19 protein-coding genes are annotated in these 23,084 nt (G+C 40.3%); 10 read left to right on the top strand and 9 right to left on the bottom strand.

Annotated features, from left to right (window positions below; all coding sequences use genetic code 11):
* Positions 1-2 precede the first annotated feature (2 nt).
* Positions 3-401 (top strand): SRPBCC family protein, encoded by a 399-nt coding sequence (locus R2S08_RS00790; protein WP_108553365.1) that lies wholly within the window; start codon positions 3-5, stop codon positions 399-401.
* A gap of 45 nt (positions 402-446) precedes the next feature.
* Here the strand turns inward: R2S08_RS00790 and R2S08_RS00785 are convergent, their stop codons facing one another.
* Entirely contained in the window at positions 447-1,661 is a 1,215-nt protein-coding gene (locus tag R2S08_RS00785) for an MFS transporter (protein WP_316833414.1), read from the bottom strand.
* Positions 1,662-1,889: 228 nt separating this feature from the next.
* On the opposite strand from R2S08_RS00785, the gene clpB reads away from it, so the two are divergent.
* A complete protein-coding gene (gene clpB, locus R2S08_RS00780) occupies positions 1,890-4,499 on the top strand; it encodes an ATP-dependent chaperone ClpB (protein WP_316833413.1) in 2,610 nt (869 codons plus the stop codon).
* A 56-nt stretch (positions 4,500-4,555) separates the two neighbouring features.
* Here clpB and R2S08_RS00775 read toward each other — a convergent pair whose 3' ends face one another.
* On the bottom strand, positions 4,556-5,197 hold the full coding sequence (locus R2S08_RS00775) for a 1-acyl-sn-glycerol-3-phosphate acyltransferase (RefSeq protein WP_316833412.1): 642 nt from the start codon (positions 5,195-5,197) through the stop codon (positions 4,556-4,558).
* On the bottom strand, positions 5,184-6,035 hold the full coding sequence (locus R2S08_RS00770; RefSeq protein WP_316833411.1) for an alpha/beta hydrolase: 852 nt from the start codon (positions 6,033-6,035) through the stop codon (positions 5,184-5,186). The genes R2S08_RS00775 and R2S08_RS00770 overlap by 14 nt, the downstream gene beginning before the upstream one ends.
* A gap of 335 nt (positions 6,036-6,370) precedes the next feature.
* Between R2S08_RS00770 and R2S08_RS00765 the strand changes: the two genes are divergently transcribed.
* Together R2S08_RS00765 and R2S08_RS00760 are read left to right on the top strand one after the other, a co-directional pair.
* Positions 6,371-8,647, top strand: a complete 2,277-nt coding sequence (locus R2S08_RS00765) for a glycosyltransferase family 4 protein (protein WP_316833410.1) — start codon at positions 6,371-6,373, stop codon at positions 8,645-8,647.
* A gap of 17 nt (positions 8,648-8,664) precedes the next feature.
* Complete coding sequence (locus tag R2S08_RS00760) at positions 8,665-9,672, top strand: glycosyltransferase family 4 protein (RefSeq protein WP_316833409.1); 1,008 nt, start codon at positions 8,665-8,667, stop codon at positions 9,670-9,672.
* Here R2S08_RS00760 and R2S08_RS00755 read toward each other — a convergent pair.
* Positions 9,661-11,133 (bottom strand): glycoside hydrolase family 130 protein, encoded by a 1,473-nt coding sequence (locus R2S08_RS00755; protein WP_316833408.1) that lies wholly within the window; start codon positions 11,131-11,133, stop codon positions 9,661-9,663. The two genes, R2S08_RS00760 and R2S08_RS00755, sit on opposite strands and share 12 nt — an antisense overlap.
* Before the next feature lie 390 nt (positions 11,134-11,523).
* Here R2S08_RS00755 and R2S08_RS00750 point away from each other — a divergent pair, with 390 nt between their 5' ends.
* The 3 genes from R2S08_RS00750 to R2S08_RS00740 all read left to right on the top strand — a co-directional run bounded on the left by R2S08_RS00750 (position 11,524) and on the right by R2S08_RS00740 (position 14,192).
* The gene (locus R2S08_RS00750) at positions 11,524-12,138 is read left to right on the top strand and encodes a porin family protein (RefSeq protein ID WP_316833407.1); all 615 of its coding nucleotides are present in this window, start codon (positions 11,524-11,526) and stop codon (positions 12,136-12,138) included.
* A 130-nt stretch (positions 12,139-12,268) separates the two neighbouring features.
* Positions 12,269-12,949, top strand: coding sequence for an outer membrane beta-barrel protein (locus R2S08_RS00745; RefSeq protein WP_316833406.1), 681 nt, complete (start codon positions 12,269-12,271; stop codon positions 12,947-12,949).
* 139 nt (positions 12,950-13,088) lie between these two features.
* The gene (locus tag R2S08_RS00740; protein ID WP_133777683.1) at positions 13,089-14,192 is read left to right on the top strand and encodes a C1 family peptidase; all 1,104 of its coding nucleotides are present in this window, start codon (positions 13,089-13,091) and stop codon (positions 14,190-14,192) included.
* A 96-nt stretch (positions 14,193-14,288) separates the two neighbouring features.
* On the opposite strand, the gene R2S08_RS00735 is transcribed toward R2S08_RS00740, so the two are convergent.
* Positions 14,289-16,805 carry a S9 family peptidase gene (locus R2S08_RS00735; protein ID WP_316833405.1) on the bottom strand — a complete coding sequence of 839 codons (2,517 nt, stop codon included), beginning with the start codon at positions 16,803-16,805 and terminating at the stop codon, positions 14,289-14,291.
* 106 nt (positions 16,806-16,911) lie between these two features.
* On the opposite strand from R2S08_RS00735, the gene R2S08_RS00730 reads away from it, so the two are divergent.
* The gene (locus tag R2S08_RS00730) at positions 16,912-17,802 is read left to right on the top strand and encodes a polysaccharide deacetylase family protein (protein WP_316833404.1); all 891 of its coding nucleotides are present in this window, start codon (positions 16,912-16,914) and stop codon (positions 17,800-17,802) included.
* Positions 17,803-17,873: 71 nt separating this feature from the next.
* On the opposite strand, the gene R2S08_RS00725 is transcribed toward R2S08_RS00730, so the two are convergent.
* From R2S08_RS00725 to R2S08_RS00715, 3 genes are all read right to left on the bottom strand, one after another.
* Positions 17,874-18,326 carry a 3-oxoacyl-ACP synthase gene (locus tag R2S08_RS00725; protein WP_316833403.1) on the bottom strand — a complete coding sequence of 151 codons (453 nt, stop codon included), beginning with the start codon at positions 18,324-18,326 and terminating at the stop codon, positions 17,874-17,876.
* Between the two features lie 3 nt (positions 18,327-18,329).
* The gene (locus tag R2S08_RS00720; RefSeq protein ID WP_316833402.1) at positions 18,330-18,908 is read right to left on the bottom strand and encodes a nitroreductase; all 579 of its coding nucleotides are present in this window, start codon (positions 18,906-18,908) and stop codon (positions 18,330-18,332) included.
* Between the two features lie 76 nt (positions 18,909-18,984).
* The gene (locus R2S08_RS00715; RefSeq protein ID WP_316833401.1) at positions 18,985-19,569 is read right to left on the bottom strand and encodes a hypothetical protein; all 585 of its coding nucleotides are present in this window, start codon (positions 19,567-19,569) and stop codon (positions 18,985-18,987) included.
* 87 nt (positions 19,570-19,656) lie between these two features.
* Between R2S08_RS00715 and R2S08_RS00710 the strand changes: the two genes are divergently transcribed.
* Entirely contained in the window at positions 19,657-21,279 is a 1,623-nt protein-coding gene (locus R2S08_RS00710; RefSeq protein WP_316833400.1) for an ABC-F family ATP-binding cassette domain-containing protein, read from the top strand.
* A 72-nt stretch (positions 21,280-21,351) separates the two neighbouring features.
* Here R2S08_RS00710 and R2S08_RS00705 read toward each other — a convergent pair whose 3' ends face one another.
* The gene (locus R2S08_RS00705) at positions 21,352-22,554 is read right to left on the bottom strand and encodes a GTP-binding protein (RefSeq protein WP_316833399.1); all 1,203 of its coding nucleotides are present in this window, start codon (positions 22,552-22,554) and stop codon (positions 21,352-21,354) included.
* A gap of 100 nt (positions 22,555-22,654) precedes the next feature.
* Here R2S08_RS00705 and R2S08_RS00700 point away from each other — a divergent pair, with 100 nt between their 5' ends.
* Positions 22,655-23,044: a MerC domain-containing protein gene (locus R2S08_RS00700; protein ID WP_316833398.1), complete on the top strand. Its 390-nt coding sequence runs from the start codon at positions 22,655-22,657 to the stop codon at positions 23,042-23,044.
* Positions 23,045-23,084 lie beyond the last annotated feature (40 nt).

Genomic DNA, 23,084 nt, shown 5'->3' with positions numbered 1-23,084 from the left:
TAATGACTGTTATTGAAAGCTCTGCGGAGATCAATTTACCTGTAGAAAAAGTGTATTCTTTTTTAGCTGATCTGAACAACCACCAGCAGTTAATGCCGGAGAATATTTACAACTGGTCTTCTACAGAAGATGAAGCTAGTTTTACCATACAAAATATGGCTAAACTTGCCATTAAAATTTCCAGCCGTGTCCCAAACCAGGAACTTATTGCTGTTCCTTCTGAAAAGGCTCCGTTTGATGTTGAATTAAAATGGACGGTAGCAGATAATGGCCATGGTGGTACTACAGCAACACATATTATTTCTGCTGATTTAAACATGATGATGAAGATGCTGGCTTCTGGGCCATTGAAAAAATTAGCGGATCACCAGACAGAAAAATTAGCTGAGATCTTAGGATAAGAACTACTCATAAAAAAATTACCAGGCCTGTTGATCTTTAGATTGTCAGGCCTTCATTTTTTTCATCACCCAGTAAAATCCCATTGCGGTGAACAACAAAACAGCTCCGGTGCCCCACCATAAAGTTTCAAAACCAAAGGCAGCAGCAATTCTGGTTCCAATAAAAGGAGAAAATACGTGAGCAGCAGATACTGAAAGAGCATTGATCCCCATATAAGCGCCCCTGGTTTTCATAGAAGATCTTTTTAGAGTAACTGTAGCCATAAATGGCATAGCCAATATTTCGGCTAAACAAAGCACAAACATTGCACTATACAATACCCAGGTACCGGAAGCCAGATTAAGAATAATAAAGGAAAGGGCACACATTAATGTACCATTGACGATGATGGCCATAGAAGACATTCTTTTTTCGGCGATATGAACCAGCAACATTTCCAGGGAGAAGACCACTACCCCACTAAAGGCCAGGATTACACCAATATCGGCTTCCGTCATCTTATAGATTTCTCTGTAATACAATGGTAAAGTACTGAGCAGCTGAAAAAAACAAATGGTAAAAATGCAGCAAAACAGACTGAACAGCATAAATGGAAGATCCCGGTAAGGAGATAAATTTTCTCCGTTCTCCGCTTCAACTACGGTCTCTTTCTGTTGTTCCTTTTTCTCGTTCCCTCTTCTTTTTCTAAAGTAAACAAAAAAGAGTACGGCCGATAAAAATGCAGCAACGGCATTACCATAGAATAGAAAAGTATAAGATACGGCTGCGAGAAAACCACCCAAAGCAGGGCCAATAGAAAAACCAAGATTCATAGCCATTCTGTTCAGCGAAAAAGAACGGATCACATTATCTGGTTTAGAATAATAGGCAATAGAAACTGAGTTTGCAGGTCGGAAGGTTTCAGATATAATACTTAGTACAAACACGCCTAAAGCCAGTTTAAGTACCGTGTTTAATTCCGGAAGTAAAAAGAACATGGGTACCGTAAAGATTAAACTGAACAACTGCACTTTAAAATGGCCTGCTTTATCGGTAAGCCACCCCCCCAGGAAAGAACCCGCTACAGCACCAACGCCAAAACAACTCAACACAGTACCGGTATCTTCGAGAGAAAAACTAAGGTGATTAATCATATATACGCCAAGAAAAGGGATAACCATTGCCCCACTCCTGTTGATGAGCATCACCAGGGCCAGCATCCATGCTGGTGTAGACAAGCCGCGATAAGCATCTAAATATAAACGTATAAACTCCTTCATAAATCCCTTTCTTTGAACCAACAACCTGTGGTGGCGTAGCCTGGCAAATTTAAGAAGATTTGAAAGCCCCTGAAGAAAAAATGCCAGACACATCAATAAAACAAGACATTAATTCAGTACAACATACTAAAAATCAGCAATTTAGTCATAACAAAAAGAATTTTACAGACAAAATTTCCGATCTGATATCAAACAACAATATGGCATTTTGTTTGTTTATCAGTTGCTATGAACTTCAACAACTTTACTATAAAGGCCCAGGAAGCAATTCAACAGGCTTCCGAAATAGCTCAAGGCAATCAGCAACAAGCTATTGAAACAGCTCACCTGCTTAAGGGTTTGCTGAATGTTGATGAAAATGTGGTTTCTTATGTGCTCAAGAAACTCAATGTAAATATTAACCAGCTCAACCAACACCTGGATGCGCAGATTGCTAAATTCCCTAAGGTAAGTGGCAGCAATGTCTATTTATCTTCTGGCTCTAATTCAGCACTGCAGAAAGCACAGTCTTATTTGAAAGAATTTAAAGACGAATTCGTATCTGTTGAACATGTATTATTGGGTCTGCTGGCAGTTAACGACGACACGTCTAAACTGCTAAAAGACCAGGGTGTAAATGAAAAAGATCTCAAAAAAGCAGTGATTGCTTTGCGTGGCGACAACCGGGTAACCGATCAAAACGCAGAAGCAACTTATAATGCACTGAATAAATACGCCAGAAATTTAAATGAATATGCCGAATCTGGCAAACTGGATCCTGTTATTGGCCGCGATGAGGAAATCAGAAGAGTGATCCAAATTCTTTCCAGAAGAACCAAAAACAACCCTATTCTGATCGGTGAACCTGGTGTGGGGAAAACAGCCATTGCAGAAGGAATTGCTTTCAGAATTATTAAAGGTGATGTTCCAGAGAATTTAAAGACAAAAACGGTCTATTCTTTAGATATGGGTGCCTTAATTGCAGGTGCCAAATATAAAGGTGAATTTGAAGAGCGTTTGAAAGCTGTAGTTAAAGAAGTGTCACAAAGCGACGGAGACATCATTTTGTTTATTGATGAGATTCATACCCTGGTAGGTGCTGGTGGTGGAGAGGGTGCCATGGATGCTGCCAATATTCTGAAACCTGCCCTGGCCAGAGGAGAATTAAGGGCTATTGGTGCCACTACATTAGACGAGTATCAAAAATACCTGGAAAAGGATAAAGCATTGGAACGTCGTTTCCAAAAGGTAATGGTAGGTGAGCCAGATACACAGGATGCCATATCCATTCTTCGTGGTTTAAAAGAACGCTACGAAACACATCATAAGGTAAGAATCAAAGATGAGGCCATTATAGCAGCCGTTGAATTGTCTCAGCGCTATATCTCCGATCGTTTCTTACCAGATAAAGCCATTGATTTAATGGATGAGGCTGCTTCTAAACTGCGTTTGGAAATGGATAGTGTTCCTGAAAATGTAGATGAACTTGACCGGAAGATTATGCAGCTGGAAATTGAAAGAGAAGCGATCAAACGGGAAAACGACGATAAAAAAGTAAAAGCTTTAGGTGAAGAAATTGCCAATCTGGCTGCTGAACGCGATGAATTAAAAGCAAAATGGCAGGGTGAAAAAGATGTGGTAGATGGAATTAATACCCAGCTGGAGCAAATTGAAAATTATAAACTGGAAGCAGAACAAGCCGAACGTGCAGGAGATTATGGAAAAGTAGCAGAGATCCGTTATGGTAAGATCAAAGAGGCTCAGGATAAAGTGGAAAAACTTAAAACTGAACTGGAAAGTCAACAGACCGAAGGCCGTATGCTGAAAGAAGAAGTGACTGCAGATGATATTGCAGGCGTAGTGGCCCGTTGGACTGGAATCCCGGTAACGAAACTGGTTTCGAGCGAAAGAGAAAAACTCTTGCATCTGGAAGATGAATTGCACAAACGTGTTGCCGGACAGGATGAGGCTATAGAAGCAATTTCTGATGCCATCAGACGTTCACGTGCAGGCTTACAGGACAAACGCAAACCTATTGGTTCCTTTATTTTCCTGGGTACAACTGGTGTGGGTAAAACAGAGCTGGCTAAAGCACTTGCAGAGTTTCTTTTCAATGACGAAAATGCATTGACGCGTATTGATATGAGTGAATACCAGGAACGTCATGCTGTATCCAGACTGATTGGTGCGCCTCCGGGCTATGTTGGATATGATGAAGGCGGGCAACTTACAGAAGCCGTACGTCGTAAACCTTATTCTGTAGTACTTCTGGATGAGATTGAAAAAGCGCACCCTGATGTATTTAATATCCTGCTGCAGGTATTGGACGATGGCCGTTTAACAGACAACAAAGGTCGTGTGGTGAACTTTAAAAATACCATCATCATCATGACCTCCAATATTGGTTCTCATTTGATCCAGGAAAACTTCAAAAATCTGGATGATGACAACCGGGACGAGCTGATCGCAAAAACGAAAAACGAACTATTTGAATTGTTAAAACAAACCATCAGGCCTGAGTTTTTGAACCGGATCGATGAGTTGATTATGTTTACACCGCTAAACCGCAGCGAGATCAGAAATATTGTGGAACTTCAGTTCAAACATGTGCAGCAAACGCTTGCTGAAATGGGCATCGAAATAGAAGCCTCAGTGGAAGCACTGGATTGGCTGGCAGAGTTGGGCTATGATCCGCAATTTGGTGCAAGACCGTTAAAGCGGGTGATTCAGAAAAGGATTTTAAATGAATTATCTAAAGAGATTCTGGCTGGAAAAATAGATAAGGACAGCAAGATCAAACTGGATATGTTCGATAATAAATTTGTCTTCCTCAATACCAACGAAAAAGAAAGCGTTTAAAATTAATCGTATTAAAAAAAGCAGGCTGTTCCAGCCTGCTTTTTTTATGCCCTAACCTAGGTTTTAAATACACTTTCCGGAGGATGGTGCAATTGACATTGCTGATATTTACAAGCCATATAAAACTCATTATACGCCCTTTCCATCTCGGTCATATCCCTTTCCCCATCATATACTTTAAGATATACCCGCATCACCGGCTTAAAACTATCCAGGTAATCTACCAGCATGACCCCCATAATTACCTGTATAGGCTGTTTTGTCTTTTTAAGAATTTGTGAAAGCCCTTTCTCAAAATGAACTTTAGGCAGATGTTGCGAATACACTTCTCCCTGCGGAAATATACAAAGCATATTGGCCGGATCATTCAACAATTCAGCAGCATAGTTAAGTGATTCTATAACATCTCTTGATTTTTTATTAACAGAAAAGCAACCTATATACCTTAATAAAGGAAATGCCCTGAGTTGTGCCTCAACAGACATGGTTTTAAACCGCTTTCTGAAGATCGTTCTGTTCAGACGGTGCAATACAAAACCGTCATTAAAACTGAAATGGTTAAGCAGTACCAGGGCCGCTTTATCGGCCTGCATCTGTACTTCTCCCACTATCATCAATTTAGAAAAGTGCCTTAGCATATACTTTTCCACCATTACCCCAAGGTAATGGACCATCTTCAGCGGCTTATCTTTGATCATAATTCAGGCTCATTCTATTTTCCAGTTCCTCTTCCATCACCTTGCAAAGCGCTGTATTAACGAGTTCATGACCTTCATCGAATATATGTAAATAAGTATGAGGCACAAGATTTCTAAATCGCTCTCCTATAGAAGGCGGGAAAAGTTTATCGTGCTGACCAAAATACATCCTGATCTCTATAGCATGATCGTTCATCAGTCTAGCCAGTCTTTCCCGGTCAAAGGAAAGCTTTTTGAGGTAAGTAATCGTATTGTAACAGGCCAGGCGGCTTTCATGTGTTTCAAACTCCCTCGACAGGATCCGTTCCAGACTATCATCTATATAACGTGTTTTACGCAGAGCCCTAAGCAGAAAATTTACTGTTTTGGGGCTGGAAACCAATTTCCAGAAACTCCGGTTGATCAGCCGGTTCTCAGCAGCACTGACCAGTAATTTATTGGGTTCTATGCCATCGGGAGCAATAAAATAGACCCCACTGATCATCTGCGGCAATTCCTGTAACAATGCCAGCGCAAAACGGGCACCGATACTATAAGACAATAATGTCAATGGCTGCTGTTCCAGTTCTTTTTCTTTGATAAAAGTAATGATCAGCTCTGCAAACCCGGCAGAGGTTATACCCTCCCTAATTTGCGGCAGTGATTCATTATGAAGGACAGTATCGCCATGAAAAAACAGATCAAAACTGTAAATCTTGTAATGTTTACCCAAATAAGGCTCCATTAAACCGAACTGCGTTCCCTTCATCCCAAATCCATGGAAGGCCAGCATCACTTTGCTCCCCGTCCCGTATTCCTGATAATGCAGTTTCGCGATCGATGTCTTTATAAATGGCATAATGCAAATTTAGTGTTTTTCTCCAGGCCCTCACCCCAATATTTATACCACGATGTACTGGCATTGTTGTTCTGTGATAAAAAACCATAGATATTCCTTAAAAAGTTAAACAATTTATTCCCGTAAAAAACATTTTGTTTAACCAATAAATAAAAATCGTTAGATAATAATAACTATATTGGATTTTCCCGCTGAGAAAGCTTCAAAAACACATCAAAAAAGCTTTAGCCTTTAAAAATTTTCGAAAAATGAACATTTAAGCAGATTATTTGTTCTATACCTGAATCGAACCGGTTAAACCTGGCGATGGTTCTTGTTCATAAAAAAATATACCGATGAAAATAGCCTATATATCTACTTACCCACCGCGCGAATGCGGTATTGCTACTTTTAATAACAACTTGCTTCATGCTATTGGACTTGACAAAATAGTTTCAGACGACAGCTTTGTTGTTGCGATGAATGACTCTGATAATTTAAATGAATACGAATACCCTAAGGAAGTCAAATATATCATCAGACAAGACAACCAAAAAGATTACATCAGGGGTGCTGATTATATCAATACGAGTTTATCAGATGTCTGTATATTAGAACACGAATTCGGAATTTACGGCGGCGAAAATGGAGTTTATATCCTTCCGCTTATTGCAAGGCTGCAAAAACCATTGATTACCATTCTTCATACGGTGTTAAAGGATCCGAACTTTATGCAGCTCACCATTATCCGTGAAATTGCAAAATATTCTTCAAAGATCGTGGTCATGAGCAACAGGGCAGTTGGCTTTTTAACTAGTGTATATGATATTCCGCTAGAGAAAATTCAACTGATTGAGCACGGCGTTCCTAATCTTGAAGCCAAAGAAAACAACCCTGTAAAGCAATCCAATGCATTCAGGAACAAAAAAGTACTTTTCACATTTGGCCTGATCAGCCGCAATAAGGGCCTTGAAACTGTTGTAAATGCCTTGCCGGAAATTGTAAAGAAACATCCTGACGTGATGTATGTTGTACTGGGAACTACACATCCGGGCGTTATCCGGAATTCGGGAGAGGAATACAGAGACAGCTTAAAAAAACTAGCTCGAAAGTTAAACGTGGAAAATCACCTCATTTTCATTAACAAATTCGTGTCTGAAGAAGAATTGTTCGACTTCCTTACCGCAGCAGACATGTACATTACCCCCTATCTCAATGAGGCTCAGATTACCAGCGGAACTTTATCCTATGCAGTAGGTGCTGGGGCTGCAGTAATCTCCACTCCGTACTGGCATGCACAGGAATTGCTGGCAGACAACAGGGGCAAGTTATTTGATTTTAAAGATCATGATGCACTGGCATCTATTGTAAATGAACTTTTTGACGATCAGGAGCGTCTAGCTAAGATGAAAAAGAATGCTTACGATTATGGCATGCAGTTGCGCTGGCCAAATACAGGCAAGGTATTTATCAAAACCCTGCAAAAATCAATTGCCGAAGCTGAACTCGCTGTAGATGAAAACAAGCCGATCATCGATCCGGATATGATGCCGGCCTTCAGTTTTGCCCATATACAACGTCTGACAGACGACACAGGTATTGTTCAGCATGCAAAATATGGGATTCCAAACTTAAAGGAAGGCTATTGTCTTGATGATAATGCAAGAGCACTGATCGCATCTATACTGGCCTATCAGCAAAACAAGAGTAAAGTTGCGTTACAACTCCTACCCGTTTACCTGAGTTATATTCAATACATGCAGTGTGATGATGGAAACTTCAGAAATTTCCTGAGTTTCAGAAGGGAATACCTGGACGAAGTTGGCTCCGAAGATTCTTTTGGCAGAACCATATGGGCATTGGGTTACCTGATCAATAATGCGCCAAATAACTCGTACAAAGAATTTGCAAGGGAGCTGTTTGTAAAGTCAATTCCCCATTTCAGCAAGCTGGAACATTTAAGAGGGATTGCCAACACCATGATCGGCCTAAGCAGCTTTCTAAAAGCCAACCCTTACGATGAAGGGATGATTGAGGAAATGACCAAGCTGGCAATGCCTTTAAAGAAAGCCTACAAAAGCCAGAAAGGCCCTGATTGGTATTGGTTCGAGGATAAGTTAACCTATGATAATGCACTACTCCCCTTAGCCCTGCTTTGTCATTACGAAACAACCCACGACCAGGAGTCTATGGACATCGCACTGGAAAGTATGGACTTCCTGACGCAGAAAACCTTAGACAAAGGCTATCTTAATCCCGTGGGCAATGATGGCTGGCTGTACCGCAACAAAGAAATGGCAATTTATGATCAGCAAGCCATCGAAACCATGGCTATGGTACTCATGTATTTCAAAGCATACCAGATTACACGTGACCTGCAATACATCAAACACATGTATTTAAGCTACCAGTGGTTCCTTGGAGAGAACAGTTTAAGACTACCTTTGTACGATCATGAAACCAAAGGTTGTGGCGACGGTTTGCAGCCACACGGTGTAAATCGTAATCAAGGCGCAGAAAGTACACTTGCTTATTGGATCTCACATCTGATGGTCCTTAAAGCACTTGAATTTGAATACGAATTTATTCAAAGCACAGAATTACTGGACACGCAGAATTTGTCTGCTTCTTAATTCCCTAAAATCACAAAATGAAAGTAGCCGTATTATCGCCGGTGGCGTGGAGAACACCTCCACGTCATTATGGCCCATGGGAACAGATCGCATCAAATCTTACTGAAGGCCTGCTTAAAAAAGGAATCGAAGTGACACTTTTTGCTACAGGAGATTCTCAAACTGCGGGAAAATTGGATGCTGTAATTGCTAAGGGGTACGAAGAAGACCGTTCTCTCGATGCAAAAGTGGTGGAATGTCTTCACATCAGCAACCTGATGGAAAAGGCAGGCTCTTTTGACCTGATCCACAATCATTTTGATTTCCTGCCCCTCAGCTACTCGGGTCTCATTCAAACTCCTGTGGTTACCACAATCCATGGCTTTTCCTCAGAGAAAATTATTCCTGTGTACAAAAAGTACAATAAAACCGGCCATTACGTATCCATCAGCAATTCCGACAGGCATCAGGACCTTCATTATGCAGCTACGGTCTATAATGGATTAAACAAAGAGGAATTCAGTTTTAATGAACATCCCGATGACTATTTACTCTTCTTTGGCAGAATTCATCCACACAAAGGAACCGCAGAAGCCATTCGTATCGCTTTGCAAAGCAAGAAGAAACTACTAATTGCAGGCATAGTTCAGGATGAGGGTTATTTTAAGAATGAAATTGAACCTTACTTAAATGATCAGATCATTTTTCTTGGCTCCAAAGGCCCGAAAGAACGGAATGAATTACTTGGAAAAGCAGCAGCCTTATTACATCCCATCAGCTTTGACGAACCTTTTGGGTTGAGTGTTGCAGAAGCAATGCTTTGTGGAACTCCGGTTGTTGCATTTAACCGCGGTTCTATGCCAGAATTGATACATGATCAAGTGACCGGGTTCCTTGTAGCCAATGAACAACAGGCCATCCAGGCTGTAGATCAACTTCATCATTTGGAAAGAAGAGCTTGCAGGGACTGGTCAGTGTCGAAATTCTCGACCGAAAAAATGGTAGAGGACTATCTTAAACTCTACCAGAAGATCTTAAAGGTTTGATTTTGATTCCCTAAGTTTGTCCAGCAATAATTCCAGGTTTACAGTCGCAAACGAAGAACAATAGTCTGAAAGGCCATAAGGAATGATCAATTCTCCATTGTGAATAATAGATCCGCAGGAATACAATACATTGGGCACATAACCTTCTCTTTCGTCATTATTGGGAATAACCAGTGGCTCACTAAGCCTGCCTATTTCAATAGAAGGATCATCAAGATCCAATAAACTTGCGCCCAGACAATATCTTCGCATTGGCCCTACCCCATGCGTTATGATCAGCCAGCCGGCTTCTGTCTCTATCGGCGAGCCGCAGTTGCCAATCTGGACATACTCCCACGGGAATTCCGGATGCTGCAATTTTACAGGATGGTCCCAGACGTTAATCTTGTCAGAGTACATCAGATAATTGTTCCAGCCATCTATCCTGGACATCATAGCATATTTTCCATTGATCTTGCGGGGAAAAAGAGCAAGGTTTTTATTTTGAGCGCCCATACCATGAAGCGGACTCACTTTAAAATCATAAAAATCAGTAGTTTGTAAAAGCTTAGGCATAATCATAGCCCCATCAAATGCAGTATAAGTGGCATAATAAATAATAGTGCCATCTTCCTTAATAAAACGAACAAACCTGGCATCCTCTATTCCCTTACGCTCAAACTCCGAAATTGGAAAAATGACACGGTCTGAAATATCGGTATCTCTGGAAAAACTCATCTCATGATAAGTATCCGAGAGCCAGAGGATCTTATCGTATTCCAGTTTCTTCAGGTCATCAGTTTGCAGGTTCTTGGAATCGATACTTACCTTTCTAAGTTGTGCATAGTCAAATTTATCCTCGAGTTTATTCCCCACTTCGTCCAGCACTTCAATATCGATCATAGAATCTGCTGCTTTTTTCAGAAACAGTTTCTTATTGTACACCGCATTCCTGATCACCTCGGCCTCATCAATATAATTCCCAGAAGGGATTACAGTGATGCTATTGTCGCGGTCAATCAGTGCCCTTCTAAACACCACAGAAGAAATATGGCCCTCACCTACTGCCCTAAAACTTATGATGACTCTTTTTTCTCCTTCAACAAGATCTGTCTGATCCGGATCTTCTACTATAGATGGATTAAAAAATGCTGCCGATTCTATAGAATACTCATGAGTAAAATAGGATCCGATCAGCAGACGCTCGTACTTATCCAGGCTTTCATAATCCACACCAATGGCTTCTATACAATATTTAACCTTCTTGCAGTGCCGTGCCAGGATCTTTGTAATATTCCGGTGCCTTTTGGAATATTCCTGTAACAATGGAGATATTAAGCCAAAGACCTCCTCTTTGGACAGCTTTAAAACGAGTTTTATAACCTCTTTTGCCCGATCATCTCCATTAAAAAAGAATCTTGCAATTACCCTTTTGGGGTCAGGATATACTTTTACTGGCTTGCGGTCTATAGATAATCTCATGATGTTATAACAGATAAAGGGGGTGCAATAGTTTTATGAAATATAAGTTTTTTCAGGAAATATTTCTTTACAGCCTTACTCCCCTCCGGTAACAAGACGCAATGTATGACAAAGTGTACAACATATCGGCTGACAATCTTACAAAGAAAGTCAAATTGACTGAATTTTTTAATGTTATTTTAATTTAAAGAAATTGTTAATTGTCATTACAAAATAATAAAGGATCAAATTCATTTTTTTATTCCACTATCAATTAGCACTTTACAAAAAAGTGCTTCAGTGATACAGATTCAAAACATTCCTTTGGCACAGGCATTGACTATATGACAACAATGGTCAGAATATAAACATTAAAAACTGGCCTGAAATATAAATTAAAATCATAAGAAAATGAAAAAATTACTATTATCAATCGCTGCTGTTGCTGCTTTAGCTTTCACTACTCAAGCTCAAACTGAAAAAGGAAATACAATGCTTGGTGGTAACTTAAGCTTCCTTTCAACTAAAGCTAACGGTGCTCCAAAATCTGACGTAAGTTTCAGTATTGTACCTAGCGTTGGTTATTTTGTAAGCAACAATTTTGCTATCGGTACTGGAGTTGGTTATACTTACGACAAAGTTGCAAATACCGCAGTTACAACTGGATCTTTAACTCAGGCTTTTGAAGTTGCTCCTTTTGGTCGTTACTATGTAGCTTTATCTGATCAATTTAAATTCTTCGGACAAGTTGCAGTTCCTATGCAGTTTGGTAACTACAAAAACATCGACGTTCAAGGTAACACCAGCGATAAATTGGGTACAACTACAAACATTGGTGTAACTGTTGCTCCAGGTTTCGCATTCTTCCCTACTAAACATATCGGTATCGAAGTTTCAGTTAACGGTTTAGAATATCAGCATGCACAAACTAAAGTTGAAGCAACTGGTGCTAAAGCATCTTCTAACTCATTCGGTTTAGATGCAAACACTTTTGCTCCTAAATTAGGTGTAATGTTCCACTTCTAAGAACTTCTACTTAATCAATAAAAAAGCCCGGATCGTACGATCTGGGCTTTTTTATGGCCTGAAATTATCCGGAACTATTGAACTTTCAATATTAAACTCTATACTTGCCGCACACAAATGAAATAAAATTATGAAAAAATTGTTAACGCTCGCTGCATTCTGTGCATGTGCATGGACTGCAAACGCTCAAACTGAAAAAGGAAAAATCCTTCTTGGAGGAAGTATTAATTATCTCAATAACAAATCGGTCGCTCAAAATCAAATTCAGGAGACACAGGGTGTACAAAACAGTAGTACGAAAAACAACTCTTTCTCCGTTAGCCCTAATGCAGGTCTTTTTATAAAAGACAACCTTGCAATTGGCCTGGGAATTGGCTACACCCGTGTAAAAACGAGTACAACAGGAAACTACTATATTTCAAATAATCAAAGTATAAATTTTAATCAGGAAACTAACTTGAATGAGTTTTTTATAAGTCCATATGTTCGCTATTACATTGCTCTAGTGGATAAATTCAAATTCTTCGGTCAACTTCTGGTTCCAATAAATTCGGGTAAAGTAAAAACAACTAGTAACGCAAATGAAAATTTTATCCTGGAATATAACACATCCTCATTAGGTTTGAGCGTTCAGCCAGGGTTTGCATTTTTTCCTTCAAAAAGAATAAGTATTGAACTCTCCTCGAATGGCCTAGACTATTCTCATAACAAGTTTAAGAACAAAGTAACTAATGAAAAAAGCTCTTCAAATTCGTTTAGCTTTAGTGCAAACTCACTATCACCAAAATTAGGTGTAATGTTTCACTTATAAGAATTTCCACTTCATCAGATAAAAAGCCCTTCAAATTTGGAGGGCTTTTTATTTGTATAGAAATTGGTATTTTTAAACAGAATTTTCCCTTCTTTGAGAAGGACATATAACTAACCTTATTCTAAAAAACGATATTCCAATGAAAAAAACCTTTTTACTGGCCTGCAGCCTCAGCTTTATTCTTGCTGCAAATGCACAGGAAACACCCCTTAAAATCATTAAGGACAATAAAGCAACTTCTGTAAAGAACCAGGGGCAATCAGGTACCTGCTGGAATTACTCTACGACATCTCTCATTGAATCTGAAGAAATGCGTAAAGGTTTAGGCGAATTTGACCTGAGTGAAATGTTTACGGCCCGAAACATTTATATAGAAAAAGCTAAAAACTACATCCTGCGCCAAGGCAAAGCCCAATTTGGCGAAGGCGGTCTTGGCCATGACCTGATCAGGGCTGTTGCTTTATATGGAGCCATGCCGCAGGAAGCCTTTCAAGGTGTAAGTGGAACAATTCCAGACCATTCCGGACTGGAAACAGCACTAAAAACGTATCTGGATAGCACGCTTAAAAGCAGACCTTTAAATCCAGACTGGCTAAAAGGCTATGAGCAGATTCTAAACCAGAAAATAGGCTTACCTCCTACAAATTTCGACTACAAAGGAAAAACTTACACAGCAAAATCTTTCGCTGCAGATGTTCTGAAATTTAACCCAAAAGATTATGTCAGCATCACTTCTTTTACCCATCATCCATTCTACGAATCTTTTATTTTAGAGGCACCAGATAATTTTGCCAATGGGTCTTTCTATAATATTCCTTTGGATGAAATGCTGAGCCTCACCAAGTCCGCCTTAAAAAATGGTTACACCATTATGTGGGATGCGGATGTGAGCAACAGCGATTTTCAGCAGAAAAAAGGTTATGCATTATTGTTTGAAAACAAAGAAGACGGAAAACAGCCCGGCCTGAACCCAAATATCAAAGAACGTAGTTATTCGCAGGAATTGCGTCAGCAATTGTACGAAAACCTGACTACCGAAGATGATCACCTAATGCACCTGATTGGTCTGGACCAGACCGCAGAGGGCAAGACCCTATTTAAAGTGAAAAATTCCTGGGGAGAAGTAGGTCCTTTTAAAGGATATATTGAAGTTTCAGAGCCTTATTTCGCCATCAACACGGTGAGTTTAGTTGTTCCGAAAGCAGCATTGTCTAAAGAACTGCTAAAAAAACTCAATTTGTAAATAACCCTAAAATTAAAGCGTTAATAAAAGCGAAAGGCCGCATCACTGAAAAAAGTGATGCGGCCTTTCGCTTTTACTATAGCAGGTATAATTTATCTACCTACCGTTCTTCCCATTCATTTCAACCTCTCTGTCCATCTCCAATATATCAACCTGATCAGAAGAAGTAAAGTCACCAATCAGATATTTATTAAAATGATCGGCTAATTTCCAGAAAGCATATTCCGTCAGATCACCAAAAGCATGCCGCTGACCAGGCATAACCACAAATTCAAAACGCTTACCCGCCCGCATCAAAGCATTGGCCAGACGGATAGTGTTTGCCGGATGCACATTATTATCTACGTCACCTGTCATGATCATTAAATGGCCCTTCAGGTTTTTAGCAATCTCCGGATTCTTATCTATGCTGTATTTAAAAGTTGTATCTCCTTTAGCAGAAATAATTTCCTTAACACCATGATGCTTCTCGCTCCACCATCTGTTATAAATACTATTGTCATGATTTCCGGCATTAGATACAGCCACCTTAAAGAAATCCGGATAAACCAGCATTGCAGCCGTAGACATGAAGCCTCCTCCAGAATGCCCGGTGATCCCTACCCGGCTTGCATCTATAAAAGAATAACGATCGGCAAGCTGTTCAACAGCTGCTTTTTTATCCGCAAGCCCATAATCACGAAGGTTTCCATAACCAAAAGTATGGTACCATTTGGAGCGTGCCGGATTACCTCCGCGGTTTCCTACCGTAATCACTATATAGCCAAACTGTGCCAAACGGTCAGTCCGGTCCATGCTTTTGCTAAATGACTTATTCACAGCCTCTGTCTGAGGGCCTGGATATACATACTCAATGATGGGATATTTCTTCGACGGATCAAAGTTAAAAGGCTTATACATCACCCCATAGATATCCGTAATACCGTCATCTGCTTTTACTTTAAAAGGTTCAGGAAACTTATAACCTGTAGCCATCAACAAAGACAAATCTGTTGTTTCTAAGTCCATCACTTTATTGCCAGAATTGTCCATCAACACAGATTTAGGCACTGTATTTACCTTGGAAAAATTATTAACGAAGTATTTCCCCTCATCGTTCATACTAACGGCATGATCAAAATCTCCGTTATTCAGCAATTTCAGTCCCGAACCATCAAAGTTAACCCGGTATAAATGCAGGTAATACGGGTCTTCTTTGCCCTCACGTCCATTTGCCGTAAAATACAACACCCTTTTCTTCTGGTCAATATTTACAATGGCCTCACAATGAAAAGCACCTTTTGTGATCTGGTTTTTCAATTTTCCCTGACCGTCAAAAAGGTAGAAATGTCCCCATCCATCTCTTTCAGACCAATGGATGATCTCCTGACCATCATTAACAAGACCTGGCCGGTTTACCTCCACATAGGTATTGAAACGCTCGTCTATTAAAGGAGAAACTTTGCCACTATTGATGTCAATCATACAAATATCAACTCTTTTCAGGTCCCGGCTGGTACGGGAGAAATAAATTTTGCTATTGTTCCCCAGCCAAAGCGAAGGCCTGAACTCATTATCTCTGTCTTTATTTAGCGAGGGCGCCTGCCAAAGCGAAACCGACTGATCTTTAAAGGCAGCAATATTCAATTTTTTAGAGGTTTTAGCCGGAAAATCAAACAAAAGAATCTCATCTATCGGCGCTTCCTTCTCCCCTGGCATCTGGTATTTATAGGTTTCCAGAGTAGGCCGCCCTGCACTTACATTATTGATCACCCACAGGTCCTTTACCTTTCTCGAATCTTCCCTGTTCAATACAAAATATCTTGAGTCTGGCGACCACAATACATAAGCACTCCGTCTTTTTTTATTATTCTTCTCATTTTCTTCATTATTCTCCCCATCTCCGTCACTGCCATAAGCGTAAAATTTAACACCATCCTTCGTCAGCTGATGTTCTACGATGGTACTGTCCTCCTCGTTTTTAACGGCCTTCAGGTAATTGGCTTTGTCCATCCAGTACAAATTGTAATTCCGGCTAAAGACAATTGCAGAAGAATCGGGAGCCACAGAGCCCCAGCTTGGTTTAGCCTTTGGTTTGGAATAATTGGGAACCTCCGTCAGTTTAGCCGAAGCAATATCATAATTGAAAGAAAAGATTTTCTTTTGCATAGAATCTGCATCCTTTTTATCCTTTCTGTCTTTCTTCAGTTCATCAATTGTACTTTTCAATTCAAATGTGATGCTTTTCTCATCTTTGGAAAATTTAATCTCTTCAATCGGCAAATGCTGCGCATCAAAAGGATCCCTCATGATGTTGGTGATTTCTGCAGCCAGGTTGGCCAGATTAAATATCGGCTTCTTACTTCTGCTTGCTGGATCTACCAGGTACCATTGTTTACCGCTTGGAGTCTCATAAACATACCAGAAACGATTGCTTAGTTTTAACCAATGCGGATCAACCGCAGTAGAGTAAACGATTTTTTTCAATTTATTAGGTGAAAATCTGGAGGCGAGTTGATAATTTGCCTTTGGTGGATCAGTTGTTTTCTCCGTTAAAGTGAATGTTTTGGTTTGTGCTGAAACGTATTGCAAAGCGCTTAATGCAAGCAAAGCCGAAAAGTAGAGTTTCTTCATTTAGAATAATTTATAAAAAGCCTAAATTATTGAATTATTGAGAGCCTTCGGCGGCGAAATTGTAATAAATAAGATATCTTTATAGTTTTGTAGCAAATCTATATATATGAAGCAGTATTTCTTACCTTTTGCAGCCGCTGCAGTTATTTTAACAGCGGGATGCCAGTCAAAATCACAAACAAATTCAAACACTCAAAACACCAAAGACAGTACTGAACAAACACAAACGACTGCCTCTGCCCCTGTTGAAGGACAGAAAATCGATGTATCCAAGATAAAGCCTGCAGATGCCAAAACCATTTTAGCACGCAAGCAGGTTCCTGTTTTATGTTATCACCAGATCCGGAACTGGAAACCCACAGATGGAAAAGTTGGTAAAGATTATATTGTTGAAATACAAAACTTCAAAGACCAGGTCAAACTACTGGCCGACAGCGGATATCATTCTATCCTGCCAGACCAGCTGTATGCCTACCTCAATACAGGCGCAGCACTTCCAAGCAAACCCATCATGTTCACCTTTGATGATACCGACATGGACCAGTTCACCATTGCAGCACCAACTTTGAAGAAGTATGGCTTTAAAGCCGTTTATTTTATCATGACTGTTTCTATCGGCAGAAAAGGAAAATTTGTAGATTATATGACCAAAGAACAGATCAAACAACTTTCCGACGAGGGCAATATCATTGGAAGCCATACCTACGACCATAAAAACTTCAAAAAATATCAAGGTAAAGACTGGGAAGAACAACTGGATAAACCAACTAAAAAACTGGAAGATATCACCGGAAAAAAAATGACAGAATTTGCTTATCCTTTCGGTTTATGGAATGCCGCAGGTTTTCCTGAGCTGAAAAAAAGAGGCTTCAGAATGGCATTCTCCCTGGCCGACAAACGCGATCAGAACGACCCTTTGTACACAGTCAGAAGAATTATTGCCAGCGGTTACTGGAGTCCAAAGACCCTGCACAACAGCATAAAGAACAGTTTCTAAGACCTGATTCATTTAAATTATTCATAAAAAAAGCGGAATGAATTCCGCTTTTTTTATGAATAATCAATTGACTAAAGAATAGCCTCAATCTGGTATTCCTTTTGGTTAAAGCTAAATAGCTCATTGACTTTTTTCCCGGTCATCAGTTTCCCTACCGGTGATGCCGCAGATATAGCGAAATAAGTTTCCCCTTCCAGATTCAATTGTCCGGCACTGATGCTAATGTAAAAAACACCATTGGATGTATACACCAGGCTGCCATTTCTAATGGTTTCACTAACTGGCACGTCCTTTATAGAATGTAGGAGTTGCAAATTCTGCTTTGCATCCATCAATAAACTCTTATTTCTGGTGATGTCCTGCTGCATCATTTCCCTGGTGGTCTCAAACTTATCCCCCGCACTGCTTTTTGTATCATCATTGCTGGCCTCCTGAGCCTGAAGCAAGGCCGTTTCTGCCGTATGAATCCTTTGCTCAATAAAATCAGCACAAAGCTGATACAGTTTATCTTTGATCTGATCCATATTTTACTCTTCTACCCACCTTACCTTATTTTCTATAGGTGTTCTTTTTGCAGGTCTGGCCTCTTCATTATGGTATCCCATGTAAAAAAGACCAAAGCACTTTTCATTTTCGCCAAGTTGCAGAAAATCACCTAAGTTTGAGATCATTTCCGGAGAACTCCAATAAGCCCCCACATTCAGCGCCTCTGCTGTCAATGCCATATTCTGCACCGCACAAGCCAGGGCAGCAATCTCCTCCCAGGCCGGAAGTTTGTCGGGATTCAACTGGGCATTGATCACAATAACACAACTCGACTGTTCCACTTTTTCCGTAATGCTATCGTATTTTTTCTGCAGAAAGGAAGCTGCAGGCGTATTTTCTTTGTATAGACGGGCCAGTTGCTCTCCTAATTTCCATTTTCCTTCATTTCTAAATACAACGAATCTCCAGGGCTCCGTTAATTTATGGGTCGGTGCGTAATTGGCGCTCTCTAAAATTTGGCGGATCACTTCTACTGGTATCTCCTGATTAGTGTAACTGATTGGAAAAATACTTCTCCTCCTTTTGATGATCGTATTTAATATATCTATTTCTCTTTCCATGAATTCTTATTATACGTGTAATACCCGGCAAAAATAGTACTTATCCGGGCTTAATTGTTTGCGCCTCGTCATTGTTTCAGATCCTCATCTTTCCGAGCTGTTTTTTTACCTGTTTGGCCCGGCCAAAAAAAGCAATGCTCTCCTTATCTTCCAGATGATAAATAGTTTGCAGCAGTTCATCTTTAATCCAGGGGTATCTCGGAGCCAGATTCGCCAGCGCCTGCATGCAGTGCACCTTTGTGGCCACCAATACCTCTTCATCGATCAGCCAGGCGAACAACGTATCCACCAGCGGTTCCAGATCCGTTTCTTCCAATTGTTTTTCAGAAAGGCCAATAACCTTCTTGCCAGTAAAAAACGCCGCAATCTTACCGTAATGGCGCATACAGGATGGATTGTCTTGTCTTGCAAAGCCACTAAGAAAATGATCCAGATACGGCCCTATACAAGGATAGTTCACAAAACTATATTCCAGGATCCAGGCGAATCGAAAAGCGACTTCCTTCTTTGAAAAGAAAGTAAGGTCTATCAGATCATCAATAGTAAAATGGCCATCAGCGTCTTTAACCAGAAATCTGTCGTTTGCAATATCGGTAAGAATATTCACCATCCGGCTCTCCATGGATACACTCAATCTTTCTATCAGTTCATTTTTGGTCACAGCAATAAAATTTTAAGAGATCAAAACTACCGAATCAGAATCATTTTATAAATTTATAACTACCTTTGCGGCTTATTTTTCAGTATTATGATTTCAGTTTCTAATTTATCGCTGCGTTACGGAAAACGTACCTTATTTGAAGATGTTAACTTAAAATTCACCCATGGCAATTGCTATGGTGTTATCGGAGCTAACGGAGCGGGTAAATCCACCTTTTTAAAAATCCTTTCAGGCGAAGTTAACCAAACCACCGGAAGTGTTGCTTTTACACCCGGAGAAAGAATGGCTGTTTTAAAACAGAACCATTATGAGTTTGATGAATTCACTGTAATTGAAACGGTGATGATGGGGCACAAGGAATTGTACGACATCATGAAAGAAAAAGATGCCATTTACCTGAAAGAAGATTTCACGGATAAAGATGGTGAGCGTGCAGGTGAACTGGAAAACAGATTTGCTGAAATGGACGGATGGAACATGGAAAGCAATGCTGCCACCATGCTGAGCAATCTTGGAATTAAAGAAGATTTACATTATAAACAACTCAAGGAAATTGATGGTAACCAAAAAGTACGTGTTTTATTGGCACAGGCTTTATTTGGTAATCCGGACATCCTGTTACTGGATGAGCCGACCAACGATTTGGACATTGATACGATTGCCTGGTTAGAGAACTTCCTTGCTGATTATCAAAATATTGTTTTAGTCGTATCCCACGACAGGCACTTTTTAGATGCTGTATGTACACATATAGTGGATATTGATTTCAGCAAAATGAGTATTTACTCTGGTAACTACACCTTCTGGTACGAGTCAAGCCAGCTGGCATTAAAACAACGCAGTGACCAAAACAAGAAACTGGAGGAGAAAGTTAAAGAACTCCAGGAGTTTATCCAGCGTTTCAGTGCCAATGCTTCTAAATCCAAACAGGCAACCTCCCGTAAAAAAGCACTCGACAAGATTGACATTTCGGAGATTAAAGCTTCCAGTAGAAAATACCCGGCCATTTTATTCAATAACCTGGGCAGAGAAGCAGGAGACCAGATTCTGCAGGTAGAAAATTTATCGCACAGTACCAATGGAGAAGTGATGTTTAAGAACATCAATTTTATGGTGAATAAAGGAGATAAAATTGCCATTTTATCACAAAACAGTTTGGCAACTACAGCTTTCTACAACGTATTAACTGGTCGGGAAAAAAACTATACTGGTGAATTCAAATTTGGTGTAACGATCAATACAGCTGACATTCCTAACGATAACTCGGTTTATTTTGAAGGTAAAGATGAGAACCTGGTAGACTGGTTACGCGAATACTCCGGTACCGATCAGGATGAGCAATTTGTACGGAGCTTCCTGGGCCGTATGTTATTTTCTGGTGAAGAGGTATTGAAAAATGTGAAAGTACTTTCCGGTGGTGAGAAAATGCGTTGTATGTTCTCTCAAATGATGCTTAGACATGCGAACTTACTCATGTTTGATGAACCAACCAATCACCTTGACTTAGAATCCATTACCGCATTAAACAACGGTTTAAAAGATTTTAAAGGCACGGCGCTCTTTACTTCACGAGATCATGCGCTTACAGAATCCGTAGCCACAAGGATTATTGAGATTACGCCGAATGGCACCATTGATAAAATGATGACTTATGACGAATACATTACGAGCGCGGATGTAGCAGCATTAAGAGCAGAAATGTATAAATAGCATATACAATTTTTACTATAATGGGGATGAGTGAAAAGGTCCAAAAAGACCCTTTCACTCATCCCCGTTTTCTTACAGCACTTTTTCAAAAGGATTAGGGAAACTCAACCCATTTTCAAATTCCAGGATTTCCGGTTCCGTCAACAAACAATGATCCAGATCTTCTTTCAGTTGTTCTTTATCCAGGTCCTGGCCAATAAACACCAGTTCGTTCAGGCGATCACCAAATCTTTTATCCCAGCGGGCTTCAATATCCTGCTTATTATCAACAAAATCTACATAATTGATCCGTTCACTAAATGGAATGGCCGCCCACCAGCTACCCGCATTCTCCATTCTCAACGAGCCGCCGGCCTGCGAAAAATTCAGTGCATAATCAGGCATTGCCGCCAGCCAGAATAAACCTTTAGTCCGGATAATGTTGGACGGAAAGTCCCTGTTCAAATAATTCCAGAGACGTTCCGGATGAAAAGGCCTTGCAGACCGGAACACCATACTGCTGATCCCATATTCTTCTGTTTCCGGCTCATGTACAGATTGAAGCTCTTTGATCCAGCCTGCCCCCATAGACGCCGCATTAAAATCGAACAAGCCTGTATTTAAAATTTCTTTAAGCTCTACTTTACTAAAAGAAGCCTCAATTTGAATAGCCCCCGGATTCAATTTCCCAACCACCGCACGGATCAGTTTCAGATCAGCCTCCTCTATAAGATCTGTCTTATTGAGGATGATCACATTGGCAAATTCGATCTGATCTGTCAGCAGATTAACTATTGTGCGCTGATCTGAAGCTTCTTCTACCCAATCCCTGTCCTTCAACAACTCACTGGTACCAAAATCATTTTTAAAATTGAAACAGTCAACCACGGTAACCATGGTGTCCAGCTGACTAAACTGGCTGAGGTCTATCCCCATTTGCTCATCCACATAACTGAAGGTCTGGGCTACAGGGATAGGCTCTGAAATGCCTGTACTTTCTATAATGAGGTAATCAAACCGATCTTCCCTGGCCAGCTTCTCTACTTCTGCAATCAGGTCTTCCCGAAGCGTACAGCAAATACAGCCATTGCTCATCTCTACTAATTTTTCTTCCGTTCGGGACAGGGTATGTCCGTTTTCCACCGTACGTGCATCAATGTTAATCTCACTCATATCATTTACAATAAGCGCCACCCTCAGATCTTCTTTATTGTGAAGAATATGATTTAACAAAGTTGTTTTACCGCTCCCCAGGAATCCACTGAGCACAGTAACAGGCAATCGTTTCTTTTCCATTAACGTATCTTATTTCAATAGTTTTTCTATATGCAATTAAGTTGCAAATATATGACATCTCCATTCACAAATGCAACTATATTGCTTTTATATTTGCACTATGAAATCTATTATAAAATCAACCAGGCTCGATCAACTGGGCATCACCGCTTCCCTAGCCTGCGCTATACATTGCGCCCTGCTCCCTCTTTTAATAACCAGCCTACCTCTATTGGGTCTGGAATTTTTAGCGAATATCTGGGTAGAGATCTCTATGATCTGCTTATCCCTTTTCATCGGCACCTATGCTCTAAGCACCTCCTATCCAAAACACAAGCGGATCATACCCATAGCGATGCTGCTTGCGGGTTTCCTCTTTATAGGATCTGGCCATTTACTTTTTGAAACTATGGAGGCCATTCTTGTACCAGTGGGCGGACTGATCATTGCAGCCGCACACTGGATCAACTGGAAATACAGCAAAACATGCAGCCATGAGCATTCCAATTAAGGAATCTATACCCTGTAGCACATACTTTACATTAAAAGTG

This window comes from Pedobacter nutrimenti, from assembly GCF_032678445.1.
GTDB classification, from domain to species: Bacteria; Bacteroidota; Bacteroidia; order Sphingobacteriales; family Sphingobacteriaceae; genus Pedobacter; species Pedobacter nutrimenti_A.
The sequence above is the reverse complement of the archived record's forward strand: the minus strand, read 5'-3'. Positions and strand labels throughout refer to the sequence as shown.